The 23,855-nt window shown below is 64.4% G+C and carries 25 protein-coding genes; 17 read left to right on the top strand and 8 right to left on the bottom strand.

Features of this window, described 5'->3' with window-relative positions:
- Positions 1-412: 412 nt before the first annotated feature.
- The gene (locus tag SPR01S_RS03915; RefSeq protein ID WP_066585218.1) at positions 413-1,699 is read right to left on the bottom strand and encodes an MFS transporter; all 1,287 of its coding nucleotides are present in this window, start codon (positions 1,697-1,699) and stop codon (positions 413-415) included.
- Between the two features lie 153 nt (positions 1,700-1,852).
- Between SPR01S_RS03915 and pgsA the strand changes: the two genes are divergently transcribed.
- The 3 genes from pgsA to SPR01S_RS03900 are packed head-to-tail and all read left to right on the top strand — an operon-like array spanning position 1,853 to position 3,098.
- A complete protein-coding gene (pgsA, locus tag SPR01S_RS03910; RefSeq protein WP_066585217.1) occupies positions 1,853-2,404 on the top strand; it encodes a CDP-diacylglycerol--glycerol-3-phosphate 3-phosphatidyltransferase in 552 nt (183 codons plus the stop codon).
- Entirely contained in the window at positions 2,401-2,658 is a 258-nt protein-coding gene (gene moaD / locus SPR01S_RS03905) for a molybdopterin converting factor subunit 1 (protein WP_066585333.1), read from the top strand. Before pgsA ends, moaD begins: the two co-directional genes overlap by 4 nt.
- Positions 2,655-3,098, top strand: a complete 444-nt coding sequence (locus tag SPR01S_RS03900; RefSeq protein WP_066585215.1) for a molybdenum cofactor biosynthesis protein MoaE — start codon at positions 2,655-2,657, stop codon at positions 3,096-3,098. Before moaD ends, SPR01S_RS03900 begins: the two co-directional genes overlap by 4 nt.
- A 241-nt stretch (positions 3,099-3,339) precedes the next feature.
- Here the strand turns inward: SPR01S_RS03900 and SPR01S_RS03895 are convergent, their stop codons facing one another.
- Together SPR01S_RS03895 and SPR01S_RS03890 are read right to left on the bottom strand one after the other, a co-directional pair.
- Complete coding sequence (locus SPR01S_RS03895) at positions 3,340-3,969, bottom strand: fasciclin domain-containing protein (RefSeq protein WP_066585214.1); 630 nt, start codon at positions 3,967-3,969, stop codon at positions 3,340-3,342.
- A gap of 97 nt (positions 3,970-4,066) precedes the next feature.
- Positions 4,067-4,969 (bottom strand): hydrogen peroxide-inducible genes activator, encoded by a 903-nt coding sequence (locus SPR01S_RS03890; protein WP_066585213.1) that lies wholly within the window; start codon positions 4,967-4,969, stop codon positions 4,067-4,069.
- A gap of 158 nt (positions 4,970-5,127) precedes the next feature.
- Here SPR01S_RS03890 and SPR01S_RS03885 point away from each other — a divergent pair, with 158 nt between their 5' ends.
- Positions 5,128-5,673 carry a peroxiredoxin gene (locus tag SPR01S_RS03885; RefSeq protein ID WP_066585330.1) on the top strand — a complete coding sequence of 182 codons (546 nt, stop codon included), beginning with the start codon at positions 5,128-5,130 and terminating at the stop codon, positions 5,671-5,673.
- A gap of 164 nt (positions 5,674-5,837) precedes the next feature.
- On the top strand, positions 5,838-6,359 hold the full coding sequence (ahpD, locus tag SPR01S_RS03880) for an alkylhydroperoxidase, AhpD family (RefSeq protein WP_066585212.1): 522 nt from the start codon (positions 5,838-5,840) through the stop codon (positions 6,357-6,359).
- A gap of 6 nt (positions 6,360-6,365) precedes the next feature.
- Here the strand turns inward: ahpD and SPR01S_RS03875 are convergent, their stop codons facing one another.
- On the bottom strand, positions 6,366-7,136 hold the full coding sequence (locus SPR01S_RS03875; protein WP_066585205.1) for a sulfite exporter TauE/SafE family protein: 771 nt from the start codon (positions 7,134-7,136) through the stop codon (positions 6,366-6,368).
- A gap of 161 nt (positions 7,137-7,297) precedes the next feature.
- Here SPR01S_RS03875 and epsC point away from each other — a divergent pair, with 161 nt between their 5' ends.
- On the top strand, positions 7,298-7,978 hold the full coding sequence (gene epsC, locus SPR01S_RS03870; RefSeq protein ID WP_066585195.1) for a serine O-acetyltransferase EpsC: 681 nt from the start codon (positions 7,298-7,300) through the stop codon (positions 7,976-7,978).
- Positions 7,978-8,322: a DUF2794 domain-containing protein gene (locus SPR01S_RS03865; protein ID WP_066585192.1), complete on the top strand. Its 345-nt coding sequence runs from the start codon at positions 7,978-7,980 to the stop codon at positions 8,320-8,322. The genes epsC and SPR01S_RS03865 overlap by 1 nt, the downstream gene beginning before the upstream one ends.
- A 47-nt stretch (positions 8,323-8,369) precedes the next feature.
- Here the strand turns inward: SPR01S_RS03865 and SPR01S_RS03860 are convergent, their stop codons facing one another.
- Positions 8,370-8,630: a hypothetical protein gene (locus tag SPR01S_RS03860; RefSeq protein WP_066585189.1), complete on the bottom strand. Its 261-nt coding sequence runs from the start codon at positions 8,628-8,630 to the stop codon at positions 8,370-8,372.
- A 173-nt stretch (positions 8,631-8,803) separates the two neighbouring features.
- The gene (locus SPR01S_RS03855; protein WP_066585186.1) at positions 8,804-9,400 is read right to left on the bottom strand and encodes a hypothetical protein; all 597 of its coding nucleotides are present in this window, start codon (positions 9,398-9,400) and stop codon (positions 8,804-8,806) included.
- 86 nt (positions 9,401-9,486) lie between these two features.
- Between SPR01S_RS03855 and SPR01S_RS03850 the strand changes: the two genes are divergently transcribed.
- The 6 genes from SPR01S_RS03850 (at position 9,487) to SPR01S_RS03825 (ending at position 12,550) form a co-directional block, all read left to right on the top strand.
- Entirely contained in the window at positions 9,487-10,560 is a 1,074-nt protein-coding gene (locus SPR01S_RS03850) for a winged helix-turn-helix domain-containing protein (RefSeq protein WP_066585183.1), read from the top strand.
- Between the two features lie 57 nt (positions 10,561-10,617).
- Positions 10,618-10,941: an ArsR/SmtB family transcription factor gene (locus tag SPR01S_RS03845; protein WP_066585180.1), complete on the top strand. Its 324-nt coding sequence runs from the start codon at positions 10,618-10,620 to the stop codon at positions 10,939-10,941.
- Entirely contained in the window at positions 10,938-11,348 is a 411-nt protein-coding gene (locus SPR01S_RS03840) for an SRPBCC family protein (protein ID WP_066585178.1), read from the top strand. Before SPR01S_RS03845 ends, SPR01S_RS03840 begins: the two co-directional genes overlap by 4 nt.
- A 35-nt stretch (positions 11,349-11,383) precedes the next feature.
- On the top strand, positions 11,384-11,611 hold the full coding sequence (locus tag SPR01S_RS03835) for a hypothetical protein (protein WP_066585175.1): 228 nt from the start codon (positions 11,384-11,386) through the stop codon (positions 11,609-11,611).
- An 18-nt stretch (positions 11,612-11,629) separates the two neighbouring features.
- Positions 11,630-12,028: a DUF1801 domain-containing protein gene (locus tag SPR01S_RS03830; RefSeq protein WP_066585172.1), complete on the top strand. Its 399-nt coding sequence runs from the start codon at positions 11,630-11,632 to the stop codon at positions 12,026-12,028.
- Positions 12,029-12,115: 87 nt separating this feature from the next.
- The gene (locus SPR01S_RS03825) at positions 12,116-12,550 is read left to right on the top strand and encodes a hypothetical protein (RefSeq protein ID WP_157081916.1); all 435 of its coding nucleotides are present in this window, start codon (positions 12,116-12,118) and stop codon (positions 12,548-12,550) included.
- A 6-nt stretch (positions 12,551-12,556) separates the two neighbouring features.
- Here SPR01S_RS03825 and hmgA read toward each other — a convergent pair whose 3' ends face one another.
- Both hmgA and hppD read right to left on the bottom strand, forming a co-directional pair.
- On the bottom strand, positions 12,557-13,840 hold the full coding sequence (gene hmgA / locus SPR01S_RS03820; RefSeq protein ID WP_066585166.1) for a homogentisate 1,2-dioxygenase: 1,284 nt from the start codon (positions 13,838-13,840) through the stop codon (positions 12,557-12,559).
- 155 nt (positions 13,841-13,995) lie between these two features.
- Positions 13,996-15,060: a 4-hydroxyphenylpyruvate dioxygenase gene (gene hppD / locus SPR01S_RS03815; RefSeq protein ID WP_066585164.1), complete on the bottom strand. Its 1,065-nt coding sequence runs from the start codon at positions 15,058-15,060 to the stop codon at positions 13,996-13,998.
- 131 nt (positions 15,061-15,191) lie between these two features.
- Here hppD and SPR01S_RS03810 point away from each other — a divergent pair, with 131 nt between their 5' ends.
- The 4 genes from SPR01S_RS03810 (at position 15,192) to SPR01S_RS03795 (ending at position 23,822) form a co-directional block, all read left to right on the top strand.
- A complete protein-coding gene (locus tag SPR01S_RS03810; RefSeq protein ID WP_066585162.1) occupies positions 15,192-15,653 on the top strand; it encodes a MarR family winged helix-turn-helix transcriptional regulator in 462 nt (153 codons plus the stop codon).
- Positions 15,654-15,727: 74 nt separating this feature from the next.
- Complete coding sequence (locus SPR01S_RS03805) at positions 15,728-17,941, top strand: autotransporter assembly complex protein TamA (protein WP_084250918.1); 2,214 nt, start codon at positions 15,728-15,730, stop codon at positions 17,939-17,941.
- On the top strand, positions 17,941-22,149 hold the full coding sequence (locus tag SPR01S_RS03800; RefSeq protein WP_066585159.1) for a translocation/assembly module TamB domain-containing protein: 4,209 nt from the start codon (positions 17,941-17,943) through the stop codon (positions 22,147-22,149). The genes SPR01S_RS03805 and SPR01S_RS03800 overlap by 1 nt, the downstream gene beginning before the upstream one ends.
- A gap of 209 nt (positions 22,150-22,358) precedes the next feature.
- Positions 22,359-23,822: a flavin-containing monooxygenase gene (locus SPR01S_RS03795; RefSeq protein WP_066585157.1), complete on the top strand. Its 1,464-nt coding sequence runs from the start codon at positions 22,359-22,361 to the stop codon at positions 23,820-23,822.
- Positions 23,823-23,855: the final 33 nt, after the last annotated feature.

The raw sequence follows: 23,855 nt of genomic DNA, 5'->3' as shown, positions 1-23,855 counted from the left end.
GCCAAGGGGAGCCGGCGAGCTAGGGCGCAGAATGCGCTGTCGACGATCATCTACGGATCGTCGAGGCCATGGAAAGGGGTGATGATCGGCAGGCGCATGATCTGATGAAAGCACGTCCGGCACCGCTACCCGATGCCGCTGCAACCGTCCCATTCGGGGACGGAAATTAACCAATGTTAACGATGGTCGAAATCGTAAACAGCGCGTTAACTACTGGCTATGCCAGGGTATCTCGAATTCGCCCCACGGGGGGCCAGCCACCCTTTCCGCCGCCGGCTCGGGCTTGACGATGCGTTGCCGCGAAGGAGTGAAGATGGCGACCTGAGGCTCTTTGTGATGAGCTTCACCGCCTTCTTCATCTGCATCTACACGCTCATTCTCTGACCCGCTCCGCCGAGCGGAAGGCTGTCCGCTAGTCGCAGGCCTTGTGCAGTTTCTGCGCGAGCCACGCCGATATCGGACACATGGCAGCGACGACGAACAGCATGTTGGTCGGGGTCACCCCGGCATGCGACAGCGCGGTGACCATCGCCGCGCCGATCGCCATCGAACCCGAATTGACGACATTGTTGGCGGCGACCGTCCGCGACGTCTCGTCCTTGGTCACCGTCGTCGTCAGGAAGGCGTAGAGCGGCACGACGAACATCCCGCCGAAGACCGCGATCCCCATCAGGGCGCCGATCACCAGCAGCGCGCGCGGCATCGCGATGAATTCCAGCCAGCCGTAATAATGGCCGACCGCGGGCGGCCACGTCTTGCACAGGATCGAGAACAGGACGACGAACGCGCCCATGATCAGCACCGAGGCGGGGCCGTATTTGGCCGAGGTGTGGCCCTTGAGCAGCGAGTTGATCGCGACCGATCCGATCGCGATGCCGATCGAGAATAGAGCGGTCAGCAAGGTGGCGACGTGCTTGTCCGCGGTCAGCACGTTCTTGGCCAGCGGCGTGAAGATGATGATCAGCACCGCGCCCATCGTCCAGAAGAAGCTGATCGCGCAGATCGCCAGGAACAGCCGAGGGATGTGCATCGTCCCGCTGATCAGCCGCCACGAGGCGGTGAAGGGGTTGTAATTGATCTTCAGCTCGGGGCCGACGCGCGGGGCAGGGGGGACCCGCCGCCCGGCGAACCAGCCGATCCCTGCGACCACCAATGTCCCGATGACGGCATGCTCCACCTTCATGAAGCCGGCGAGCACGGTGCCGAGCAGGATCGCCAGATAGGTCGCCGATTCGACCAGCCCGGTGCCGCCCAGCACCTCATCCTCGTCGAGATGCTGCGGCAGGATCGCGTATTTGATCGGACCGAAAAAGGTCGAATGGATGCCGAGCGCCAGCACCGCGGTCAGCATCGATGCCATGCCGATCGTGGTATAGCCCGCTTTGGCGAGCAGCAGCCCGGCGCCGCCGACCGCCATGATGACGATTTCCGCGGTCTTGACGATGCGGATGATCTTGCTCTTGTCGTTGGCGTCGGCGAGCTGACCGGCCAGCGCGGACAGCAGAAAGAAGGGTATGATGCTGATCGCGGTGGCCAGCGCGGTGAAGCTCTGTTCGTACTGTGGGTTGTTATAGATCTGATAAACCACGACGATGACCATCGCCTGTTTGAACAGATTGTCGTTGAAGGCACCGAGGAACTGCGTGACGAACAGCGGCAGGAACCGGCGCTCCTTCAACAAGCCGAGCGCACTATGCATTACGAGTTTGGGGCCCCGTCGTGGCGAAAGAAGTCGGTCCCTTAGCCGAGCGGCATAGCCAGCGACAATCGCTCAATTGGTGAATGTGGTTTGGCGCGGGGCACTTTTTGCCGGCGTTGCCGGTTACGGGTAGACGCCTTAGGAAGTGCGATCATGTGGACGCTGCCCAACATCCTGACCCTGTCGCGCATCCTCGGCGTGCCCTTGCTCGTCGCCTTCTTGTGGTGGCCGGGCTGGGAGCTCGGCTATGCGTTCGCCTTCGTCCTCTACGCGCTGATCGCGCTGACCGATTATCTCGACGGCTATCTCGCCCGTGCCCAGGGCACGGTGTCGAAGCTCGGCATCTTCCTCGACCCGATCGCCGACAAGATCATGGTCGCCGCCGTCATCCTGATGCTGGTCGCGACGCGCGACATCGGCGGCTGGCACGTAATCGCGGCGATCATCATCCTGGTGCGCGAGATCATGGTGTCGGGATTGCGCGAGTTCCTCGGCGGGCTGCAGGTGTCGGTCCCGGTGTCGCAACTCGCCAAATGGAAGACGACGCTCCAGCTCGTCGCGCTCGGCGCGATGATCCTGGCGGGTGCGCTCCCGGCTTGGCCGATCGTCCACAGCATCGGACTGGTCGCTTTGTGGGGCGCCGCCGCGCTCACCATGGTCACCGGGTGGGACTATCTGCGCGTCGGCCTGAAGCACATGGACTGATGATCGACCTGCTCTATTTCGCCTGGGTGCGCGAAAGCATCGGAATCGGCCATGAACGCGCGACGCCGCCGGCCGAGGTCGCCAACGTCGCCGGACTGATCGACTGGCTCGCGATGCGGGGCGGGGGCTATGCCGAGGCGCTTGGGGACAAGACCAGGCTCAGGGCCGCGGTCGACCAGCTGTTCGTGCCGCTCGATGCGTCGATCGCTGGGGCGCGCGAAGTCGCGATCTTCCCGCCGGTGACCGGAGGATGATCCGCGTGCTCGTCACCGAGGCGGCGATCGATATCGCGGCCGAATTGGACGCGCTCGAACGCGCCTGCGGCGGCGCGGTGGCGACGTTCACCGGACTGGTGCGCGACGATGGCGGGGTCGAGGAACTGTTCCTCGAACATTATCCGGTTGCTACCGAAAAGGCGCTGAGCGACCTGGCGGCGGAAGCGGCTCGACGCTGGTCGCTGGCGGCGGCGACCGTGATCCACCGCGTCGGCGCGATGGCGCCAGGCGAGCGCATTGTCTTTGTCGGCACGGTTGCTGCGCATCGCGCCGAGGCGTTGGAGGCCTGCGCTTTTCTGATCGATCGGCTCAAGACCGACGCGCCGTTCTGGAAGCGAGAGACACGCGGCCAGGACGCGCGCTGGGTCGGCGAACGCGAAAGCGATCGCGACGCCGCCGACCGCTGGAAGCGGTCATAACTGCGGCTTTTAAAGATAAGTTAAGGACGTTCCTTCTCCGTCATGCCGGCCTTGTGCCGGCATCCAACCAACCGCACCGGAATCCTTAGAACCTCCGGCTTTTCCGCTGCCGCCCGTTGGACCCCGGAACAAGTCCGGGGTGACGGAAGGCAACGACGAGAGCCTTACCACCACCCCGGTCAGGTGCGATGGCCCCGTCCCTGGCGGGAGGGGATTGGTTGAAAGTCGCTCGTCGCCGAGATCAGTTCAACTTCGGCAACAGCACGCCGTTGACGACGTGGACGATGCCGTTCGACTGGTGGACGTCGGGCGTCTCCAGATAGCTGACATTGCCGTTGACGCTGGTCAGCGTGACGACGTTGTTGCCGGTGATCGTCACCTTGAGCGGCTGGCCGGCGACGGTGGTCAGCGTGGCGGTGCCGTTGCCGGCTGCGATCTGCGCCTTCAACTGCGCGAAATCGATCGTGCCAGGGACGACGTGATAGGTCAGCACCTTGGCCAGCAGCGCCTTGTTCTCGGGTTTCATCAACTGCGCGAGCGTATCCGGCGGCAGTCGCGTGAAGGCGTCATTGGTCGGCGCGAACACGGTGTACGGTCGGGGACCCGACAAGGTGGCGGTCAGATCCGCGGCGGTAATCGCCTTGACCAGCGTCGAGAGGTTGGGCGCGGCGGAGGCGTTGGCGACGATCGTCTTGCCGGCGTCCATCGCCACGCCGCCGACCGACGGATTGGGAGCGGCCGCAGCGGCGGGGGCAGGAGCGGCGGTCTGTGGGGCGGGTCCGGCCGGCGGAGCGGCGGGCGTGGTCTGCGCGAAGGCGGGAAGGGCAAGGACCGGCGCGAGAGCAAGTGCCGGGATACGTAACAGCTTCATTCTAAGAGCATCCTTTCATAGGTGCACCCGTCCCGGGTGTCCTTCAGGATACGCTTGAATGGTCGGTTGGTTTCCTTTCGCCCGACGCGGAAAAGCATCAGGCCGCCGCCTTGAGGATGTCGGCCAGCAGCCGGAAATCGCGTTCGCGCGGCGATGCGCGCCGCCACACCAACGCGATGGTGCGCGTGGCGTGATCCCCCGCGAGCGGCCGCGCCGAGATCTCGGTATTGTCCAATATGCCCGCCTGCACTGCCATTTCGGGCAGCATCGTCACACCCAGGCCATTGTCGACCATCTGCACGATGGTGTGGAGCGACGTGCCCAGCATCATCGCATGCGCGCCAAGTTCGGGCCGGTTGCAGGCGGCGAGGGCATGGTCCTTCAGGCAATGTCCGTCCTCGAGCAGCAGCAAGCGGTCCTCGTCGATATCGGCCGCCGCGATCACTGCGGGGGGATTGGGCAGCTCGGCATCGGGAAAGGCGACGAACAGGCGGTCGTCGAACAGCGGCGCCGCGGTCACTTCGCCACAGGCATAAGGCAGTGCCAGCAGCACGCAGTCGGTGCGGCCGTTGTGCAGGCCTTCGCACGCCGCGCCCGTGGTCTCCTCGCGCAGGAACAGTTTGAGATCGGGATAATCGCGACGCAGCGCCGGCAGGATGTGCGGCAGCATGAATGGCGCGATCGTCGGGATGACGCTCATCCGCATTTCCCCCGACAACGGCCGCCCGGCGGCGCGCGCCATGTCGCCCAGTTCCTCCGCCTCGCGAATTACCCGCCGTGCCTTGTCGGCGATGCGGTCGCCAAGCGGCGTGAACCGCACGACGCGTCGCGTCCGCTCGACCAGGGTCACGCCGATCAGCGTCTCGAGCTCGCGAATCCCCGCCGACATGGTCGACTGGGTGACGAAACAGGCTTCGGCCGCGCGGCCGAAATGGCCATGGTCCTTCAGCGCGACCAGATATTGCAGCTGCTTCAAGGTGGGGAGGTAGGTAGTGCTCATTCATCGCCTCAATCGATCAAGGTCGCGTAAATAACCTATTGGATCGTTCAAAGGCCAGCCTATATGCGACCGTGACGGAAGAGGCCCGAAGGCCCGCCGATCCCGAGAGGATGTCCAAGAAGGCCGACCCCAATTCCTTTGGCAGGAGGCCCAAGATCATGTTGACCGTCGGAGACAAGTTCCCCGCCATCACCGTTCCCGTCCAGCAGGGCATCGACGCCTTGCCCGCCGGCGAGACGATCGATGTCACCACCCATGCGCCGGGCAAGTGGAAGATCGTATTCTACTGGCCCAAGGACTTCACCTTCGTCTGCCCGACCGAGATCGTCGGTTATGCCGGGCTGAAGGGCGATTTCGAGGATCGCGACGCGGTGCTGATCGGCGCCTCGACCGACACCAGCCATGTCCATCTGGCCTGGCGCAAGTCGGATCCGGATCTGGCCGCCGCCGACTTCCCGTGGATTGCCGACAATGGCGGCAAGCTCGCCGCCGCGCTCGGCATTCTCGATGCGGACGAGAACGTCGCCTATCGCGCCACCTTCACCGTCGATCCCGACGGTGTGATCCAGGCGGTGCAGGTCAACGGCCTCAACGTTGGCCGCAACCCGCAGGAGACGCTGCGCGTGCTCGACGCTCTGCAGACCGACGAGCTTTGCCCGTGCAATTGGAACAAGGGCGACGATGTCCTCAAGGTTGCCGCGTAACGACTTCGTCTAACAGGTGCGGCCTTTGAATCAGGGGCCGTATCCCCCGGCGCGGGGTCTTTCCCCCCCTCGGCCCCGCGCCACCTATTTTCCGAACTTTCGCCCCGGCTTCGGCCGGGGCCTTATCCCAACGCCGGCGATCATCGCCGCGAGGAGCCTATCGCATGTCGCTCAAGGATTTCGCCCAGTCGCTGCCCGATTTCGCCAAGGACATCCGGCTCAATGTCGGTTCGCTGCTCAACGAGACGTCGCTCGGCGACCAGCGCAAATACGGCCTGCTCCTGGCCTGCGCACATGCCTCCGGCCATAAGCCGCTGGTCGAGGCGGCCGAAGCGGAAGTCGCGGACAAGCTGTCGCCCGAAGCCGCCAACGCGGCACGCGCGGCGGCGGCGGTGATGGCGATGAACAACGTCTATTACCGCTTCACGCATCTCGCCGGGAACAAGGAATATGCCAACATGCCGGCCAAGCTGCGCATGAACGTGATCGGCGCGCCTGGAATCGAAAAGGACGATTTCGAGCTGTTCAGCCTGGCGATCAGCGCGATGAACGGCTGCGGCCTGTGCATCGACGCACATGAGAATGTGCTCAAGAAAGCCGGCGTGACGGCGCAGGCGATCCAGGACGCGGTGCGTTGGGCGGCGGTGATGAAGGCAGTCGCGACGGTGCACGCCGCGGTCGCCTGACGGATTCTATTTGCTCAACGCCTGATAGATTGAGAACGCGCTGGTCAGGGTCAGTAGCACGCCGACCATCGCCATCAGCGGGCGTGCCGGCACCTTCTTGGCGAGCCAGCCGCCCAGCGGCGCCGCGAGCAGCCCGCCGATCAAGATGCCGAGCGTCTGCAGGGTGAAAGCGGCGAAGCCCAAGGTGAAGATGAACGTCGCCGAGATCGTCGCGGTCAGGAAGAATTCGGCGGTGTTTACCGTGCCGATCGTCTCGCGTGGGCTGGCGCCCTGCACCAGCAGGTTGCTCGTCACCACCGGCCCCCAGCCGCCGCCGCCCGCCGCGTCGAGAAAGCCGCCGACAAGCCCCAGCGGTTCGATCACCTTGGGCGTCCGCGGTTCGACGCGGCCACGCCAGGCGCGAAACAGCAGATAAAGGCCGATCGCGCTCAGATAGGCCATGACGAACGGGCGCGCGACCGAGGCGTCGATCGACGACAGCACATAGGCGCCGAGCACGCCGCCGATCATCCCGGGGATCACCAGCCGCGCGAACAGCCGCCAGTTCACGTTGCGGTGCAGGACATGGCTGATGCCCGACGCGGCGGTGGTGAAGGTCTCGACCGCATGGACGCTGGCCGAGGCGACGCGCGGCGGCAGGCCCATCACGCTGATCAGCAGCGTCGAGTTGATCAGCCCGAACGCCATGCCCAACGCGCCATCGACCAATTGTGCGGCGAACCCGATCGCGATGAAGGGCAGAATCGCCTCGATCGAGGCCAGCGAAACATCGACCATTATCACCGCAAACTCCCTGCGATCCGGTCCGTTGCATGACGTACGCACCTAATTCCCACAACAAAGATGGGCTTTTGTCCGGGGAAGTTGCGGCGGGCCGGTTATGGAAATCGCCGGCATGGCGTCCTAGATATGCTGAAACCGGCGAAGGGGACGCGCCCATGCTTGCTGGCCTCAGGGCTTATCTCGACTCGATTCGGGCGCGCGACCCAGCGCCACGGTCGAACTTGGAAATCCTGCTTTATCCGGGCGTTTGGGCGCTCGGCTATCACCGTATCGCGCACGCTCTGTACAAGGCGCGGCTGTTTTTCCTGGCGCGCTGGGTGAACCATATCGCGCGCTTCTTCACCGCGATCGATATCCACCCAGGCGCCACGATCGGCAAATTTTTCTTCATCGATCATGGCTTCACCGTGATCGGCGAGACCGCGGTGATCGGCGACAATGTCACGATCTATCAGTGCGTCACGCTCGGCGGAACCAACCCGGCCGACGGCGTTGCCGGCAAGCGCCATCCGACGCTCGAGGACAACGTCATCATCGGCTCGGGCGCGCAGATCCTGGGTCCGATCACCGTCGCGACCGGGGCGCGTGTCGGCGCCAATGCGGTGGTGACCAAGGACGTGCCGGAAGGCGCGGTTATGGTCGGTATTCCGGCGCGGCCGACCATGGTCGAAGGGAAGGGCGAAAAGCCGTTCCTCGCCTATGGCACGCCGTGCAGCGAGATGTTCGACCCGCAGACGCAAAAGGTCGAGTTGCTCCGCTGCGAGATCGAGACATTGCGCAAGCGCCTCGATGCGTTGCTCGCCGAGCATGAAACGCCGGAGCGTGACCGCGCCTGATGGGAACGGTCACTCCGTTTCCTTTGCAGGGGCGTCAACCGAGCCAGATCGGTTTCGAGCGGCTCGAACTCAACCGGATTCTCGACCTCTACGGCCGCATGGTCGCCGCCGGGCATTGGCGCGACTATGCGATCGAGCTCGGGCAGGCGGCGGCGGTGTTTGCTGCCTTCCGCCGCGCCGCCGAGCGTCCCGAATTCAGGATCGAGAAACGCCCCGATCTGCGCAACCGCCAGGGCATGTGGGCGCTGATCGCCGAGCACGGCCAGGTAGTGAAGCGGGGGCATGAGCTCGGCCCGGTGCTCGCGCCGATCGAGCGGCGGTTGATGAAACTCATTGAAGATTGAAGCCGCAAACCTGTCGCGGGGCGTGTGGGAATGGTCGTTCGCCGATTTTAGGTGTAACTGCCGAAAAGTTGCCCGGTGATCATGAGGACGAGTAACGAAACACCGGGCAATAACAGCACCATAGCGATCCGGCGGACGTTTCCGGTATTAAGTGCAGCGCCGACCAAAATTGGGACGCCAACAATCCAGATGAAGTTCAAAGGCGTTCGGACCTGCCAACGATCAACAAGGATCGTAAGTGCGGCTGACCCAAGTGCCACAGCGAAGACTTGAGCGATCCGAGACAGATTTAGCGGAAGCGGCATCATGCCTTCGTCTCACTCGCTGAGGATGTCTGCAAGTGGGTCGTTCCTGACTGGCCGCTTTACACGGTTGCCCTTCGGGGTAGCGCCCTGCAATGCCGTTAGATCCGTAGCGCCGACAAAATCCACCGGCCAACGAAGGCCCGTCGGCCTCACAACAAGATGTGCGGCGCATCGCATCACGTGGCCTCGGCGCTCGGGTGGGGCTCGGTCGGCGTGCCCCCGCTTGCCGCCGCGATGCCGAACAACCACGCTGCACCCAGAAACAGCAGGACGAAAAAGCCGTTCAGCACGATTAGCCCGACGATGCCGGGCGGTTCGTTGCGGCCCGCCACGGCCGCAACCACGCCGACCAATGCATTGGCGATGGCCGCCACCGTCATTGCGCGCGCCGCACCCTTTGCCCGGAAGCGGGCCCAGGCCATGCCGCCGAACGCTATGGCGATAACGCCGAAATAGAGCAGGTTGAGCGGGTTCTCCTCATCGCCGACGATGCCGACCGCGCCATTGATCCAGAGGAGCAGGAACGCGGCGGCCAGGGCGATCGCCAGCGCGCCGCGATAGGCGTTGTTGCGCGTTGCCCTGACCGTCACCTCGAACGCGGTGCCGACGGCGCCGATCATCACTGCCGCAACCGCGAAGTCGAAGGGCGTCCAGTTCACTTCCGCCGTGAAGTGCATCGCCACGAGCGGCAAGAGCAGGAGCAAAGCGGCGAAACTCCAACCCGCGATCCTCCAGGGGTTCGCTCCGCCTCTGCGCTCGATCGCCTTTGCCATCCTGTCGTCTCCATGCTTGAATAGAGCGTCATCCTGGCGGAGCCGCCGGTGAGCGGCATGAGCAACTCCTGAGGTTTCGCTGAAAAATGGCGTCCGGCAGCTTTCGCTTCGACCGTTTCGAGCTCGACCCGGACGAGCGCCGGCTGTCGCGCGATGGCGCCACGGTCGAGCTCAACGCGCGCTATTTCGATGCGCTCGCCCTGTTGCTGCGGGAGAGCGGCAAGCTCGTCACCAAGGATCGCTTTCTGGGGGACGTTTGGCACGGCGTGCCGATCACCGACGAAGCCTTGACCCAATGCGTCAAGACGCTGCGCCGGCAACTCGGCGACGATGCGAGCAATCCGCGCTTCATCGAGACGATTCCCAAACACGGCTATCGCTTCGTCGCGCCGGTGGAGTGGGTGGAACAGGCAAGTATCGAACCGGTCGCGGCACCCGGGATGCCGGCAACTCCGCCCTATGCGTGGCGCGATTTCGTGTTGCTCGGCGGCGCTGGAACGATCGGGGCGGGTATTGCCGGCGCAATCGGCGGGCTGTTCTACGGATTCGTCGCCGCGGCGCAGCCGCCGGAGTCCGGGGGCGGGGCGTCGGTGCTGTTCGTGTTGCTGTGGCTGACCGTCGTCGTGGCGCTGGTCGGCGGCGCGGGCGTGAGCTTCGGGATCGCCGCGGCCGGTTTCGCCCGGCGCAGTTGGTTGGCCATCCTTGGCGGCGCACTCGGCGGCATGGCGATCGGCGGAATCGTCAAATTGCTTGGCCTCGATGCGTTCAGCTTGCTGCTCGGTCGTTCGCCGGGAGGCATCGCCGGCGCGCCTGAGGGATTGTTGCTCGGCGGCGCGGTGGGCCTTGGCGCGTGGCTGGCCGGCCGGCGACGGTCGACCTCCATGCGGCGCAGGATCGCCATCGCCGGTCTGGCCGGCGCGGCGGGGGGCGTACTAGTGCCGCTATTGGGTGGACGACTGATGGTCGGCAGCCTGGATTTGCTGGCGCGAACCTTTCCCGGCTCCCGCCTGCGGCTTGGTCCACTCGGCGCGCTGGCGGGCGACCGCGACTTCGGTCTTGCCGCCCAGCTCGTGATGGGCGGAGCTGAGGGCGCGCTGTTCGCTGCGTGCATCGTGGGCACGTTGTTGCGGGCGCGCGACCGGTTGAACGGCACGGCTTGACTGATACATAACTACGCGGTTATGGGTCAAATCCATAGCCCGTGAGTTATACGTTTCATGCCTACACCACACGACGTCATTTTCAGCGCCCTGGCGGACCCCACGCGTCGTGGGATTTTCGAGCGGCTGTGCCGGGGCGGCGAGCAGACGGTGGGCGGGCTGACGGCGATGGCGGGCGTCTCGCAGCCGGCGGTGTCCAAGCATCTCGGTGTGCTGAAAAAAGCCGGCCTGGTGCTCGATCGGCATGAGGGGCGGCAAACCCATTACACCGCGCGGCGCCAGGCGCTTGCACCACTGGTCGACTGGACCAGCCAGATGACCGAATTCTGGGGAAGCCGGTTCGACGATCTCGATGATTTGCTCAAGAGGATGGACCAATGACGACGACCTCGACCGAAACGCGTTCCGTGGTGATCGAGCGCGACTTCGCGCACGCGCCGGACAAGATCTGGCGCGCGCTGACCCAGCCGCACCTGATCGCGGAATGGCTGATGAAGAACGATTTCGTGCCGGCGCTCGATCATCGCTTCACGCTGACCGGCGATTGGGGATCGGTTGATTGCAGGGTCCTCGAGATCGAGCCGCAGCGGGCGCTCGCCTATAGCTGGGACGCGATGGGGCTGGAGAGCGTCGTCACCTGGACGCTGACGCCGTCGGCCGCCGGCACCCATGTGCGGATGGAGCAGGCCGGTTTCCGGCCCGATCAGCAGCAGGCCTTCGCCGGCGCCAAGTTCGGCTGGCAGAAATTCCTCGCCAACCTGGACGAGGTGGTGGCGCGGATCGACTGATCGGCGCGCTTTCGGATCCTTAAAGGGAGGAAGAGATGAACGGGAATTCGGGTCTCCGGCAATTTCACCGCTGGACGTCGATCGTCTTCACGGCGGCGGTGATCTTCAACACCATCATGCTCGTGATCGGCCGGCAGGCGACATGGGTTGGGCTGACGGCGCTTTTCCCCTTGATCCTGTTGATGTTAACCGGTCTCTACATGTTCGCGCTGCCTTATCTGGCGAAGAGCCGCACCCCGTCGCGCGCAAGCGACGTCGCCTGAGGATCGAAAGGAAGAACGATGACCACGGCCGAAGCGGGCGCCAAATCGCCGTCCGAATTGATCGACGATCGGGTCGCGTCGCTGGACGACTGGCGCGGGGCCACGCTGGCCAAAATCCGTGCCTTGATCCACGAAGCGGAGCCCGATGTCGTCGAGGAGTGGAAATGGCGCGGGGTGCCGACCTGGTACGCCAACGGCAAGATCGTCTGTACCGGCGAAACCTACAAGAACGCCGTCAAGACGACATTCGCCAAGGGCGCGGCGCTCGACGATCCCAAGGGATTGTTCAACTCGAGCCTGGACGGAAATGTCCGGCGCGCGATCGACTTTCACGAGGGCGACAGGATCGACGCGGAAGCATTCAAGGCACTGGTCCGCGAGGCGGCGGCGGCGAACGCTAGCGGCAAGAAACGCTGATCGCCTCCTGCCGGTCGCGGATTGACTCCGCGCATCGTCGTGCAATCGTCATTCGACCCGGTCGTAATGGTCGAGAACGAGGGGAGAATGTCGATGCCCGCAGTCAGCACCTGCCTCGCGCCGTCATGTCGTAACCAGGTCGAGGGGAGTGTTGGCACTTGTCCGACCTGCGGCGGCAAGATGCGGACGCCGCGAACGGTGCGGATCGCCGGTTGGGTGTTGCTGGTATGCGGCGTCTTCCTCGCCGGATTCATGAGCTATCTCTGGTCCCTCCTCGCGCCCTCGATGGCGCATCCTGGCGCCACGACGGGCGGCACAACCTTTACCGGCACCGCGGAGCAAGCAGAGACGATCTTCACCGTGTTCGCCGCCGTAATCGTGTTCGGCCTGGGCTCGATCGCCTACGGCTTGTGGATGATCGTCACCGGCCGGCGCAGCATCGCCATGATGATCGGCGTGCTGGTCCTCGCCGCCGCGCTGATCGCGATAAGCTGGCGGGCGATGGCGGTGTTGCCGGGCTGACGAACCTTAGGGTAATTCCGCCTTGGGGAAGCCCGACCAGACCTGGTCGTAATCCTCGTCGAGTGCGCTCGTTTCCAGGGCGTAGTCGGTGCAGTGGAACACCCAGCGGCTCTCGATCATGAAGGCCATCGTCCCGTCGATCTTGTGTGGTTTGAGCTCGGCCTCGCTCGCGCCTTTCCACGACGCAAGGTCGAGGCCGTGGCCGGACATCATGTTGTGGAGCGACATCGCACCGGGCCGGAATCCCTCGGCCTTGGCGTCATAGGCGCCGTAGAGCAGGCCCATGCATTCGCTCATCACGTTGCGGTGGAACCAGGGCGGGCGGAACGTATCCTCGGCGACCATCCAGCGCGGCGGGAAGATGACGAAGTCCGCATTGGCGGTGCCCGGCACGTCGCTGGGCGAGGTCAGCACGGTGAAGATCGACGGATCGGGATGGTCGAAGCTGATGGTGCCTATTGTATTGAAATGCTTGAGATCGTAGCGGTAGGGCGCGTAATTGCCGTGCCAGGCGACGACATCGAGCGGGCTGCGGCCGAGTTCGGTCTGCCAGAGCGCTGCCTCGAATTTCTGGATCAAAGTGAAGTCGCCCTCGCAATCCTCGAACCAGGCGACCGGCGTTTCGAAATCGCGGGAATTCGCGAGGCCGTTCGAGCCGATCGGGCCAAGCTCGGGCAGGCGGAACGGTTGGCCGTGATTTTCGGCGACATAGCCGCGGGCAGGGCCGCCGGGTAGCTCGACACGGAAACGGACGCCGCGGGGGATCACCGCGACCTGGCCGGGAGCGAGATCGATCCGGCCCATTTCGGTTAGTAGAAGGAGTGCCCCCTGCTCGGGCAGGATCAGCAACTCGCCGTCGGCCGACGCGAAAGCGCGGTCGGTCATGTCGCGGGTGGCGTGGTAGAGATGCATCGCCACGCCCGCCTGGGTGCGCGGTCCATCGCCGGCGACGACCATCGTCGTCAGGCTGTCGAGCCAATCGGCGTCCTGCGCCTCGTCGAGCGGGCGCCAGCGCAAGCGGTTGGGGGCCAGGGGAGATTTGCTGAGACCGGGAGCGAAGCGCTTCGCGCCCTGGTAGCGGGTGAAGGCCGGGTGCGCGGCCGAGGGACGCAGGCGGTAGAGCCATGTACGGTGGTTCTCGTGGCGCGGCGCGGTGAAGGCGGTGCCGCTGAGCTGTTCGGCATAAAGGCCGAAGGCAGGCTTTTGCGGCGAGTTGCGGCCGATGGGGAGGGCACCGGGGATCGCCTCCGTCGCGAAATGGTTGCCGAAGCCGGTCATGTAATTCGTCATCGTGCCTCGCCTCAGACTCCCTCTCCCATTGGGAGAGGGAGGGAGCCCGCAAAGCGGGCGGAAGGGTGAGGGTCGCGCGCAGTCACCCTCATCCAAGCTGCGCTAGGCGGCTGCGCCGCCAAGCTTCGCTATCCTTCTCCCAGCGGGAGAAGGAGTCACGCCTCCGCCTTCACCGGCACGACGCCGCGGCGGATCTGGTCGAGTTCGATGCTCTCGAACAGCGCCTTGAAATTGCCTTCGCCGAAACCGTCATTGCCCTTGCGCTGGATGATCTCGAAGAAGATCGGGCCGACCATATTCTCGGTGAAGATCTGCAGCAGCAGGCCGCCGCCGGTTTCCGGCGCGCCGTCGATCAGGATGTGGCGCTTGCGCATTTCCTCGACGCTATGGCCATGGCCCGGCAGGCGCTTGTCGATCATGTCGAAATAGGTGTCGGGCGCGGTCTGGAAGCGGATGCCGTTGGCGCGCAGCTGGTCGATCGTCGAGAAGATGTCGTCGGTCGCCAGCGCCAGGTGCTGGATGCCTTCGCCCTTATAATCCTTGATGAATTCCTCGATCTGCGAATGCTCGTCCTGGCTTTCGTTCAAGGGAATGCGGATCTTGTCGTCGGGCGCGGTCATCGCCTTGGAGAACAGGCCGGTCGCCTGGCCCTCGATGTCGAAATAGCGGATCTGGCGGAAGTTGAAGATGCGCTCGTAATAATCCGCCCAATAATCCATCCGACCGCGGTTGAGATTATGGGTCAGGTGATCGAGCGTGTGCAGGCCGACGCTATTGTCGTTCTCGCTTTTGCCGGTCGGCACGAAATCGGTCTCGTAGATCTTCGACTTCTTGTCGACGAGATAGAGGTTGGCGCCGCCAATTCCCTCGATCGCCGGAATGTCGAGTTCGCCGGGGCCGTGCTCGCCTTTCACCTCGGTCGCGCCGCGCTCGAGCGCGAGGTCGCGCGCCTTCTCGCCGTCTGCGACACGGAACGCCATCGCGTTGGCGCTCGGGCCATGGGCGTTGCGGAAGCCCGCGACCTGGCCGGCATCGTCCATGTTGAGCAGGAAATTGATGTCGCCCTGGGCATAGCGGCGCACGTTCTTCGACTTGTGCGTGCCGACATGGGTGAAGCCCATTTTCTCGAACAGATCGGCCATCTTCTCCGGGTCGGGCGAGGTGAATTCGACGAATTCGAACCCGTCCAGGCCCATCGGATTGTCGTGCGCGTCGGTCATTGGAACATGCTCCAGGGGGAAAAGTCGTTTCAGGTGAAACTATATAACGTTTGTGCGGTCGCGTCCACCGCTGCCAACGCATGTCACGCAACGCTTGTTTCGCGCGGCAATGCACCGCAAAGTGGCCGGAAATGGCCGATTTGAAGCTCGATCTGTTCCTGCCCTACCGGCTATCGGTCGTGTCCAACCGCGTGTCGGCGGCGATCGCCACCGCTTATGATCGGCTGTTCGGGCTGAAAATTCCCGAGTGGCGCCTGATCGCGGTTATTGCCGAAGGGCCGGGAATCACCCAGCAGGCATTGGGTGTGGCGACGCGGATGGACAAAGTGACGGTGAGCCGCGCCGCGCAGGCTTTGGTCGAGCGCGGACTGGTCGCGCGCACGCCCAATGAGAACGACAAGAGGTCGCACCTGCTCGCGCTGACCGCGACCGGCCGCACGCTCTATGATCAGGTGGCGCCCAAGGCGCTCGAGCTCGAAGCCAAGATTCTCGAACAGCTCGATCCAGCTGAACGTGTTGCCCTGTCGGCAATGCTCGATCGCATCGAGGCAGCCGCCAGCGAAGTCGCTCCCGAGGGCGTTGGAGCGTTTTGAGCGTGAACCGATTGGGCTGCGGCGCGTTGGCACGCGCAACGGGGGCGAAGGACGACCCCCAAAAAGGGGCCGTCGTGTCGCGTCTTGTATCGCATTGTTGTCTGGCTATCGCGGCATGCGCAGTTGTTCCAGGCGCGCTGGTCGCGCAACAGGTGCCTCCCTCGGCCCGCACCGACGGCGCGCGAACCGATCCATCGAGCCAGGATCAGGCGAAGCAATCGGGCGAGCCCAAGCCGGTGCCGACGCCGACCAGCGATCCGCTCGGCGACAAGCCGATCGTGCCGGACGATCAGTTCGATAAATCGCTGCCGCCTTTGTCGAGCGACATCAACGCCCCGCTGGAGCCGATCCCGCAGGAAGCACCGTTCACCCCGCAGACCGCGGACAAGGCGCCGCCCAGCGTCACGCCGCCGGCCACGCCCGCACCCGACGTGCCGCCCGGCACGCTCCCGCCGGCGCCCGAGCCCGCGCCCGAACTCGCAGCACCTCTTCCGACGCTCGACAGCTACAATACGACGCCGGTGACCGAAGTCGCTGACATACCAAACGGGAAAAGTGCGGAGATACGCTACGACACCGTCGTCAACGGTCTCGGCGACCTCGGCCTCGACGGCGACTTCAAGACCTTCTCGTCGTTGAAGAAGGGCGGCGGCAAGGCGGCCAATGCGGCGATGGTGGCGGCGCGCGGACGCGAGGACGAGGCATTGGCGGTCAGGCTGATGCACTCGCGCGGCTATTACGATGCGACGGCTTTGTCCTCGGTCGAGAGCATCCCCAATCAGCCTGGCCGCGTCCGCGTGGTGGTGAACGCGGTGCCCGGCAAGCAATATACTTTCTCATCGGTCAACGTCGATTCACAGCCGGTGGTGCCGGGCGACCTGATCACCAGCAACCTGCCGCTCAAGGTCGGTGAGCGGATCGACACTGTCCGCGTCCAGGGGGCCGAGGCCAATGTCACGCTGGAGATGGGGCGCCATGGCTACCCCTTCGTGCGGCTTGGAACGCGCGACATCCTGCTAGACGAGAATGCCTTCACCGGCGACTATACCTTGCCGGTCGATACCGGACCGCGATCGAGCTTCGGCAATGTCAGCACGAGCGGCCGTCTTGCGTTCGGACCCGATCACATCCGCATCCTGCGGCGGTTTGAGGAAGGCGAGCTCTACAATACCGACAAGGTCGACGATCTTCGCAAGGCGTTGGTCGCGACGGGGCTGTTCTCCACGGTGACGGTCGAGCCGGTCGATACCGGCAAGGATGCGGCCGACGGCACCCGTATCGTCGACCTGGCGGTGACGCAGCGAGTCGGGCGGACGCGTTCGATCGCGGCGACCGGTGGCTACAGCACGGGTGAGGGGATCAAGGTGGAAGGCACGTTCACCGCGCGCAACGCCTTTCCCCCCGAAGGCGCGTTCGTCGTCGGCGCCGTCGCCGGGACGCAGGAACAGAGCGGTACTGTCACTTTCCGTCGCTCGAACTGGAAGCAGCGCGACCGCACGCTCGCGTTCGGGCTGAGCGCGGGGCACAACAATTACGATGCCTTCGATGCGGCGACGCTGTCGCTGTACGGCCGCGTATCGTACGATTCGACACCGATCTGGCAGAAGCGGATCACTTATGCCTACGGCTTCGAACTGACCGGGACCAACGAGAGCGTCTACGACTTCAACCGCGGCAAGCGCGAACGCGGGACCTATTTCATCGCCGCGCTGCCGCTCAATATCCAATGGGATACGTCGGACGACCTGCTCAATCCGACCAAGGGCTATCGCCTGAAATTGACGCTGAGTCCGGAAACGTCGGTACGCGGGCCGATCCGCCCCTATGCCCGCACGCAGATCGACGCGAGCGTCTATTATCCGATCACCAGCAGCATCGTCATCGCCGGGCGCGGCCGGGTCGGATCGATCCTGGGCATCGCGCGCGACGACCTGGCGCCATCGCGCCGTTATTATGGCGGCGGCGGTGGATCGGTACGCGGCTATGGCTATCAGCGGCTGGGGCCGTTCGATCCCAATGGCGACCCGGTCGGTGGGCGCAGCGTCAACGAATTCGCGCTGGAGGCACGCTATCGGTTCGGCAATTTCGGCATCGTGCCGTTCGTCGACGCCGGCAATTCCTATGAAAGCTCGATGCCCAAATTCACCGACTGGAAATTCGGGGCGGGCATCGGCGGGCGCTTCTACACCAATTTCGGCCCGATCCGCATCGACGTCGCGACGCCGCTCAACAAGCGCAAGGGTGACTCGCGCATCGCGCTCTACATCTCGATCGGTCAGGCATTCTGATGGTCGAAGAGACGCCCGCGGGGGACACGCCCGAGACCCAGGTCGTCTTGGTCAAGCGGCCATGGTGGCTGCAGCTGGCGCGCGGCGTCGTTTTCGTTTGTGTGGCGATCATCGCGCTGTTAGCGATCGTCTATTTCGGGCTCGATACCGCGCCCGGACATCGCTTCATTGTCTCGCGGCTGGAAAGCTACAAGACTGAGACCGGCCTCAACATCAAGGTCGGGCGGATTCGCGGCTCGATCTACGGCAAGATGGAATTGCTCGACCTTCGGGTCAGCGATCCCCAGGGCATCTTCCTGACCGCACCGACGGCGACGATCGACTGGAACCCGTTCCAGTTCCTGTGGAACCATATCGACGTCAATTCGATGGCCGCGCCGACTGTGGTGATGCACCGATCGCCCTCGTTGCTGCCCAGCGCGCCCAACACGCCGATCCTGCCCGATATAGATATCGATATCGGCAGCCTGAAGGTCGACCGGCTGCTGCTCAAGGCGCCGGTGACCGGACAGCAGCATATCATCCGGCTCGACGGCATCGCGCATATCGCCGACCGGCGCGCGCAACTGATCGCAAATGCCGACGCGGTACGTGGGCCTGGGATTGCCGGCGGCGACAGATTGCGGCTGGTGCTCGACGCGCAGCCCGACGCAAACAAGCTCGGCATCCGGGTCAAGTTCGACGCGCCCGCCGATGGCGTCGCCGCGAGCATGACCGGGATCAAGGCGCCGATGGCGATTCGCATCGGTGGCGCCGGCGACTGGAAATCGTGGAAAGGGAAGGGCGTCGCAGCGCTCGGCGGGCAGTCGCTCGCCAATCTCGATCTCGGCGCGCAGAACGGCACGTTCACGATAAAGGGCGTGACTCATCCCGGCCTATACCTGAAAGGACCGGTCGAGCGCCTCACCGCGCCCGGCCTGAATGTCGACATCGTCTCGACCCTGGAGAAGCGCAAGGCGACGACGCGGATGATGCTCAAGTCCGACGCGCTGGCGGTGGCGGCGAGCGGACTGCTCGATCTCGGCGAGAATAAGTTCGGCAATTTCGTGATCGACGCGCGCCTGCTGACGCCCGGCGCGATGCTGCCAAATCTGTCGGGCCGCGACGTTATGACCCATTGGACGCTCGACGGGCCGTTCGCGACCCCGACGATCGGCTACAATCTCAGCGCCGCCGCGATCGCTTTCAGCGGCACAGGCCTGGAAGGGCTGACCGCGTCGGGCAAGGCGACGGTCGACGCCAGGCATGTGCTGATCCCGGTCAATGCGCGGGCGCGTCGCGTCACCGGGTTGAATGCCGCGGCCGGCATGTTGCTGATCAACGTCAGCGCGGTGGGCGACTTCGCTTATTCGAACGGCAAGCTGCTGTCAGACAATCTGAAGCTGAAATCCGACAAGATCGACGCGACCGCGATCGTCGTCGCCGACCTGCCGAGCGGACATTATACCGGCGCGCTGAAGGGGCGGGTCAACGATTACACGATCGACGGAATCGGTATCGTTGACCTGACGACCGACGCCAAGCTCGTGTCGATGCCCAAGGGCGGTTTCGGCATCACTGGACGGATTGCGGCTCGGACGCGCAAGATATTCAATTCAGGTGCGGAAAGTTTCCTCGGCGGCCAGGCGATCGTCACCAGCGATATCGGCTATGGCACGGACGGGGTCTTCACTTTCTCCAACGTCAAGCTCGCCGCGCCGCGGCTCAGCATCTATCGCGGTTCGGGCAGCTATCGCCCCGACGGCCAGATTGCGTTCATCGGGGACGCGAATTCGAAGGATTACGGCCCGATCAACGCGCGAGTGACCGGAACCGCAGCCGCGCCGGTGATCGTGATCCATGCGCCGCGACCGGGTGTCGGCGTCGGTCTCGCCGGGCTTGAGGCAACTATCCGCGGCAAGGGTGAGGGCTATGCCATCGTCGCCAAGGGCACGACCAATTACGGCCCGTTCGGCGCCAACATATTGGTGCGCAGCGGCAAGACGCTGGCAATCCAGGTCAATCAGGGCAGCACGTTCGCGGGCATGAACCTGACCGGCGCGCTGCAACAGACCGCGGCGGGACCGTTTGCCGGCAAGCTGCAATTCGCGGGATCGGGGATCAACGGCACGGCGACGCTGGGCGCGGAGGGCAAGGTGCAGCGCGCCGACATCGCCGCGCGCGCCTATAATGCCACGATCCCGGGCAATCAGGATTTCACCATCGGCCGCGCGATCGTCAGCGCCAGCGTCGTCCTCTACCCGAACGCGCCGCGCGTGCTGGCCGATATTCAGATCGGCAACATGCGCTACGGCGCCACCGTGTTCCAGGCGGCGCGCGCCAAGATTAATTATTCGAACGGCAGCGGCACAGCACAGGCGGTGCTGGCGGGATCGTCGGGCGTGCCGTTCAGCATGGGTATCAACGCCCGGCTGCAGCCGAAATTGTGGCTGGTCGCAGTGTCCGGCAAGGCCAATGGTATCGGCTTTCGTACGCCGCACGCGGCGCAGATTGAGCCGCTGAACGGCGAATATCGCCTGCTTCCGACGCAAGTCGATTTCGACAAGGGCAGCGCGCGGATCGCCGGCACCTATGGCAAGGGGATGTCGCTGCAGGCGCGGCTCGACAAGCTCGATTTGTCGGTGGCCAACGCGCTGGTGCCGAATCTTAATATCGATGGCAGTGCCACCGGCAGCATCGACTATGTCCAGCCGGCGGGCGTGGCGGTGCCGAGCATCGATACGCGCCTGGCGATCGCCAACTTTACCCGGTCGAACGCGGTGATCGTCTCCGAGCCTGTCGACATCCAGGTGGTCGGCCGGCTGACCGAGGCCGGCGCGGACGCGCGCGCGCTGGTCAAGCGTGGGGCGACCACGGTCGGCAGGCTGCAGGCACGGTTGGCGCCTTTGGGCGGCGGCGCGAGTTGGATGGATCGGCTCTATGCCGCGCCGCTGTCGGGCGGCATCCGCTACAATGGCCCGTCTGACGTGCTGTTCTCGCTCTCCGGTCTGGCGGGCCAGCAGGTCGCGGGCGGCGTCGTCGTCGCGGCGGATTTCTCCGGCCGGCTGGGCGCGCCGCAGCTCAACGGCATCGTGCGCGGCGACAATCTGACCTATATCAATTCGAATTACGGCACCAAGCTGACCCAGATGAAGCTCGCCGGGCGATTCACCAACGACCGGCTCGAGATCAGCCAATTGAACGCCAAGGCCGGCGACGGCACGGTCGAGGCGAGCGGTTGGGTCGGACTGTCCGCCGAGCAGAATTTCCCGATGAACCTCAACGCCAAGCTCAACAATGCGACTTTGGCCAGCGGCGATTCGCTCGGCGCGACGGCGACGGGTACGCTTGCGGTGACCAACGGCCCGCAGGGCGGGCTGATCAAGGGCGACTTGAGGATCCCCAATGCGCGCTACGAGGTCGTCTATCAGGGGCAGGCCGAGGTCGAGGAACTGAAGGGTATCCGCCGCAAGAGCGATCCGCCTCGCCCGCACATCGCGCCCAAGCCGCCGAGCAGCTATGCGCTCGATATCCGCATCCGCGCCGACGACCAGATCTTTGTCACCGGCATGGGCCTCGAGTCCGAATGGCGGATGTTCATGCGGGTCAGCGGCACGTCGACCACGCCGATCGTATCGGGCAATGCGACGATCGTGCGTGGCACATACAATTTCGCGGGCAAGCGCTTCGACATCGATCGCGGCACGGTCCGCTTCAACGGAGGCGCGCTGTCGGACCCGACGATCGATATCTCGGCCTCGACCAACACCAACGGCATCAACGCAATCATCAACATCACCGGTACCGGACAGCGGCCGCAAGTCGCCTTCACCTCGTCGCCGGCACTGCCGCAGGACGAAGTGCTGAGCCGGTTGCTGTTCGGATCGAGCCCGCAGAATCTGTCGGCGACCGAGGCGATCCAGCTCGCCGCCGCGCTCAACTCGCTGCGCGGCGGGGGCGGGGGACTCAACCCGCTCGGCAAGCTGCGCAGCGCGGCGGGGATCGACCGGTTGCGCATTCTGAGCGCCGACCAGGCATCGGGCCGCGGCACCGCTCTGGCGGCGGGCAAGTACATCACCGACAATATCTATGTGGAGATCATCACCGACGCGAAGGGCTTCACCGCAACCCAGCTGGAGATCGCGCTGACCCGCAGCCTCAGCATCCTGTCGCAGACCGGATCGTTCACCGGATCGGGCGCGAGCATCAAGTATCAGAAGGATTTCTGACCGCTTCCCCGCCCGTCATGCCGGGCTTGTCCCGGCATCCACCGTGCAACAACGCCTCAGCTTGGCTGTGGAGGAGTGGACCCCGGCACAAGGCCGGGGTGACTGAGGAGTATTAACCACCTTCGCCCAGCTAACTGACACCTATGTCAACAAGCCTCTTTGCAACCCGCGCAAAATCGAATATCCGGTATGGCGGAGAGGTAAAGCATATGGAGCATTTCGACGTCCTGGTCGTGGGCGCGGGCATTTCGGGAATCGGCGCAGGCTATTATCTGCAGTCGCAGAGTCCCGACCGCAGCTATGCGATCCTGGAAGGGCGGCCGCAGATGGGCGGGACGTGGGACCTGTTCCGCTATCCCGGCATCCGGTCGGATTCGGACATGTACACGCTGGGCTATGCGTTCAAGCCGTGGACCGAGGCGAAGGCGATCGCCGACGGGCCGGCGATCCTGAAATATCTCAAGGAAACCGCGGCCGAATACGGCATCGACAAGCACATCCGCTATAACCACCACGTCAAGAAGGCGTCGTGGTCGACCGAAGACGCGCGCTGGACGGTGGAGGCCGACACCGCCGACGGCCCGGTCACGCTGACCTGCAATTTCCTCTTCATGTGCTCGGGCTATTACAATTACGCCAAGGGCCATTCGCCCGACTTTGCCGGCGCGGAGGACTTCAAGGGGCGCATCGTCCACCCGCAATTCTGGCCGCAGGACCTCGATTATTCGGGCAAGAAGGTGGTGGTGATCGGCTCGGGCGCGACCGCGGTCACGTTGGTCCCCGCAATGTCCGACACAGCCGAGAGCGTCACCATGCTGCAGCGGTCGCCGACCTATATCGTCGCGCGGCCGGCCGAGGATAAATTGGCCAACTGGCTGCGCGCCAAGCTGCCGGGCAAGCTGGCCTATAGTCTGGTGCGCTGGCGCAACGTGTTGTTCGGGCTGTTCTTCTTCAATCAGGCGCGGAAGCATCCGGCCAAAGCAAAGGAGCGGATCATCGACATGGTCCGCGCCGAACTGCCCGGTCAGGACATCGAGACGCATTTCACCCCGCGCTACAATCCCTGGGATCAGCGCCTCTGCCTGGTGCCCGACGGGGACCTGTTCCGCGCGATCCGCGAGGGCAAGGCCGATGTCGTGACCGATACGATCGAGCGGTTCGTGCCCGAAGGACTCCTGCTCAAGTCCGGCAAGACGCTTCCGGCCGACGTCGTCGTGACCGCGACGGGGCTGGAGCTGCAATTGCTGAGCGACGTCCAATTCTCGGTCGACGGCGAGGTCAAGGATCTGTCGCGGACGATCAATTACAAGGGCATGATGTATTCGGGCATCCCGAACATGGCCTCCTCGTTCGGCTATACCAATGCGTCCTGGACGCTGAAGGCGGACCTGACCTGCGCCTATGTCTGCCGGGTGCTCAACACGATGCGCAAGCGCGGCCTGCGCCAGGCGACGCCGCAGCCTTCCGCACCAGTGGGGGAGGAGCCGTTCCTCGATTTCACCTCGGGCTATGTCCAGCGCTCGATCGACAAATTCCCGCGCCAGGGCGACCGCAAGCCGTGGCGAGTCCACCAGAATTACGTCCGCGACCTGATGGCGCTGAAATTCGGGTCGGTCGACGACGAGATGAAATTCTCCAATCCGATGCCGAAGCCGGCGAAGAAGGCGGCTTAGAAAAGAGCCGTTGGAAGTGGCCGTCACCCCAGC

This window comes from Sphingomonas pruni NBRC 15498 (assembly GCF_001598455.1).
GTDB lineage: Bacteria > Pseudomonadota > Alphaproteobacteria > Sphingomonadales > Sphingomonadaceae > Sphingomonas > Sphingomonas pruni.
Note: the sequence above shows the minus strand (reverse complement) of the source record. Positions and strands in the feature narration are given on the sequence as shown.